We start from the raw sequence: 4225 nt of genomic DNA, 5'->3' as shown, positions 1-4225 counted from the left end.
GACGCGGCGCGTGGGGCCTCGGCGGCGCGAATTACAGCGGTCATCCCGCACTATTCCTACGCACGTTCCGACAAGAAGGACGCGCCGCGTATCTCCATCGGTGGCCGTTTGGTTGCTGATCTATTGAAGACGGCAGGCGCTGACCGCGTGCTGACAATGACCCTGCATTCGCCGCAGGTGCATGGCTTTTTCAGCGTACCGGTGGATCACCTGCACGCGCTGCACGAACTGGCATCGCACTTCCGCCGCTTCGACCTCAGCAATACCGTGGTTGTTTCGCCTGATCTTGGCAATGCCAAGACGGCCGCGGCTTTTGCGCGGAGCCTCGGAACGCCCGTGGCTGCTGGTGCCAAGGAGCGGATCACCGACACGCAAGTGCGCATCTCTGCAATCATTGGCGAAGTGCGCGGCAAGGATGTCATCATCCTCGATGATGAAATCGCCAGCGGCGGTTCGATCCTCGAATTGCTCAAGCATCTTCGGGCCAATGGTGCGCGCTCGGCGCGTGTCGCCTGCACGCATGGCATTTTTGGTAGCGACGCGGTTGCGCGTCTGGCCGCCGAGCCTGATGTGATCGAAATCGTCTGCACCAATACCTTGCCCAACGCGGCACGGCAGGCCCATGGCAAGTTGACGGTGCTATCGGTGGCGCCGGCCTTGGCAGAGGCAATGCGGCGCATCAACAATGGCGAGTCGGTCAGCGCGCTTTTCGAGGAAGACAATCTTCCCGCCCGCGTGGCAGCGGAATAGCTAAACCGGGTATTAATGCCTCGTGCAGCATAGTGTGGGTCCATAGACCGGTCCGTACATGCCCACCAGACTTAAACGCACACCATTCTGGCGTCCCTTGGCCCTAGCCGTGACACTCCTGGCCTTCCAGGGCTATCTCGGCTATTCAGCCATCAGCGGTCAGTTCGGTATCGAAGGTCGCGATGAAATCCATGCGGATATTCAGGTTCTCAAGGACCGCTCGTCGGCCCTGCAGGCCGAAATCGACAGTTTCCGCCACCGCAATTCGCTGATGAATCCGCGCCATCTCGATCCTGATATCGTGACGGAGCGGGCGAGGGCGCTGCTCAATATGGCGAATGCGGATGACATTCTCATCATGGTCGATCCGGCGACCGGTAAACCTATTTCTGGTAAATTCCAGGAATTAATCGATGATCAGTTAATCAAGATTATCGAAGCGGATTCAACGCTCTAATTCACATTCCGCTATGCCGTAAGGGCAATTTTATCTGTCAAACGCTTGCGCTATAGTGCGAGAAGTGGCCTGATCGGCCTAGCGGCAAATTCCATTCTATACGGGAGCCCCACCCATGGCGCGCAAGGCGACGGCCACTTCGGCCAAGACGCAGCCCAATGCCCCTCAGTTCAGCAATGAACAGGACCTCGAAGCCTTCCGCGAAATGCTGCTGATCCGGCGTTTCGAGGAAAAGGCCGGCCAGATGTATGGCATGGGCCTGATCGGCGGCTTCTGCCACCTCTATATCGGCCAGGAAGCTGTCGTCACCGGAATCACGATGGCCTCGGAAAAGGGCAAGGACGCCCAGATCACCGGTTATCGCGACCACGGCCATATGCTGGTCATGGGCCTCGATCCCAAGGGTGTGATGGCCGAGCTCACCGGACGTCAGGGCGGCCTGTCGAAAGGCAAGGGCGGCTCGATGCACATGTTCTCCAATGAGCATCGCTTCTATGGCGGCAACGGCATCGTCGGCGCGCAGGTCTCGCTCGGTACGGGTCTGGCCTTCGCTTCGAAGTACAAGGGTGACGGCTCGGTGAGCCTTGCCTATTTCGGCGACGGCGCTGCCAATCAGGGCCAGGTCTACGAAAGCTTCAACATGGCCAAGCTCTGGAAGCTGCCTGTTGTCTTCGTGATCGAGAACAACAAGTATGCCATGGGCACCTCGATCGAGCGCGCTGCCGCCACGACCGACTTCTCAATGCGCGGCGCTTCGTTCGACATTCCGGGCGAGCAGGTCGACGGCATGGACGTCCGCATGGTCTATGATGCCGCCAAGCGCGCCATCGAGCATGCGCGTTCGGGCAATGGCCCCTATATCCTTGAAATGCTGACTTACCGCTATCGCGGCCACTCCATGTCCGACCCGGCGAAGTATCGCTCCAAGGACGAAGTGACCAAATATCGTCAGGAACGCGATCCGATCGAACAGGTCCGTGCGCGTCTGCTCGAAGCTGGCGTGATCACCGAGGACGATCTCAAGAAGATCGAGACCGACATTCGCGCCGTTGTCACGGAAGCGGCCGATTTTGCCACCAATGATCCGGAGCCCGATGCTGCGGAGCTGTGGACTGACATCACGATCGAGGCCTAACGCACGATGAGCATCCTGCTCGGCGTCATCATGCTGTTCGCTCTGCTCTCCGCTGTTCTGGCGGCGGGGCAGGCGATCGCCATCAGTCGTTTGGCTGCGGCCAGCGGCCCGAGCTGGCGCGAATGGCTCTTTGGCTGGTGGCGCTTTGAACGCGTCGCCGGCTGGGCCGGTCTCAGCGGCGAAGTGCAGGCTGCCATCTACAAGCGCGCTGTCATCGCGTGCCTGGCCTTCGTGATCCTTGGCCTGATCCTCAGTGGCTGGGCAGTCAACCAGCGTCAGGCGCCAGCGCCCGTCGCCGCTTCTGCCCCCATCAATGATTGGCGCGTGCTGCCCGCCGCGCAATTTGCCGAACAATTCGAACTTCGCCGCGTGGCCCCCATGCCCGGCAATACCATTCTGGAGAGCTGATATGCCCCAAATCCTCATGCCCGCCCTGTCGCCAACGATGGAAGAGGGCAAGCTCTCGCAGTGGCTGGTCAAGGTCGGCGATACCGTCAAGTCCGGCGACGTGCTGGCCGAAATCGAGACCGACAAGGCGACGATGGAAGTTGAATCCGTCGATGAAGGCGTGGTTCGCGAAATCCTCGTGGCCGAAGGCACCGAAGGCGTAAAGGTGAACACCCCGATCGCGCTGGTTCTCGCCGAAGGCGAAAGCGCAGGCGCTACTCCTGTCAAGGAAACGGCCCCCGAGCCGTCCGAGGCTCCGGTTGTTGCAGCCGAGAAGGCCAATGACGCGGCTCCCGCTGCTGCCGTTCCGGCCGCGCCCAAGTTCGAAGCCCAGGCCGATCCGGACCTGCCGGAAGGCGTCGAAATGGTTGAGCTGACCGTTCGCCAGGCGCTGAACGAAGCCATGGCCGAAGAAATGCGCGCCAATCCAGACATCTTCATCATGGGTGAAGAAGTCGCCGAATATCAGGGTGCCTATAAGGTGACCCAGGGCCTGCTGCAGGAATTCGGTCCGCAGCGCGTCATCGATACCCCCATCACCGAACACGGCTTTGCCGGTCTCGCCGTCGGCGCGGCCTTTGCCGGCCTGCGGCCAATCGTCGAATTCATGACCTGGAACTTTGCCATGCAGGCAATCGACCAGATCATCAACTCGGCCGCCAAGCAGCTCTATATGTCCGGTGGCCAGGTTCAGGCGCCGATGGTGTTCCGCGGCCCGAACGGCGTTGCCTCTCGCGTTGGCGCCCAGCACAGCCAGGACTACTCGGCATGGTACAGCCATGTTCCGGGCCTGACCGTTATCGCGCCCTATAGCGCGGCCGACGCCAAGGGCCTGCTCAAGGCAGCGATCCGTTCGCCGAACCCGGTCGTCTTCCTCGAAAACGAAATTCTCTACGGTTCAACCGGCCTAGTGCCAAAGGTCGACGACTATGTCCTGCCGATCGGCAAGGCCCGCATCGCCCGCAAGGGTGCCGATGTGACCATCGTCTCCTTCTCCATGGGTATGCGTTATGCGACCCAGGCGACGGAAAAGCTGGTGGCAGCAGGCGTCGACGTCGAACTGATCGACTTGCGCACCCTGCGTCCGCTGGACAGCGACACGGTCATCGAGTCGGTCAAGAAGACCGGTCGCCTCGTGACCGTGGAAGAAGGCTGGCCGCAGGGCGGTATCGGCGCCGAACTGTCGGCCCGAGTTTCGGAACAGGCTTTCGATTATCTCGATGCGCCCGTGATCCGCGTGACCGGCAAGGACGTTCCCATGCCCTATGCCGCGAACCTCGAAAAGCTGGCACTGCCCAATGTTGACGAAGTGATCGCGGCCGTGAATGCCGTGACCTATCGCTCGTAAGGAGACCCGGTATGCCTATCGATATCACCATGCCGGCGCTCTCTCCCACGATGGAAGAGGGCAAGCTCGCCAAATGGCACGTCAAGGA

5 protein-coding genes are annotated in these 4225 nt (G+C 60.8%); all 5 read left to right on the top strand.

Annotated features, from left to right (window positions below):
* Positions 1-750: ribose-phosphate diphosphokinase (locus ABW043_RS11860; RefSeq protein ID WP_353921414.1), on the top strand; the 750-nt coding region annotated here is incomplete at its 5' end.
* Between the two features lie 109 nt (positions 751-859).
* A complete protein-coding gene (locus ABW043_RS11855; protein ID WP_353921413.1) occupies positions 860-1207 on the top strand; it encodes an FtsB family cell division protein in 348 nt (115 codons plus the stop codon).
* A 115-nt stretch (positions 1208-1322) separates the two neighbouring features.
* On the top strand, positions 1323-2342 hold the full coding sequence (gene pdhA / locus ABW043_RS11850; RefSeq protein ID WP_353921412.1) for a pyruvate dehydrogenase (acetyl-transferring) E1 component subunit alpha: 1020 nt from the start codon (positions 1323-1325) through the stop codon (positions 2340-2342).
* 6 nt (positions 2343-2348) lie between these two features.
* Positions 2349-2750 carry a hypothetical protein gene (locus ABW043_RS11845; protein WP_353921411.1) on the top strand — a complete coding sequence of 134 codons (402 nt, stop codon included), beginning with the start codon at positions 2349-2351 and terminating at the stop codon, positions 2748-2750.
* A gap of 1 nt (position 2751) precedes the next feature.
* A complete protein-coding gene (locus ABW043_RS11840; protein WP_353921410.1) occupies positions 2752-4137 on the top strand; it encodes a pyruvate dehydrogenase complex E1 component subunit beta in 1386 nt (461 codons plus the stop codon).
* The last annotated feature ends 88 nt before the right edge of the window (positions 4138-4225 follow it).

Origin of the sequence: Devosia sp. (assembly GCF_040509215.1) — a bacterium.
Taxonomy (GTDB): domain Bacteria; phylum Pseudomonadota; class Alphaproteobacteria; order Rhizobiales; family Devosiaceae; genus Devosia.
Note: the sequence above shows the minus strand (reverse complement) of the source record. Positions and strands in the feature narration are given on the sequence as shown.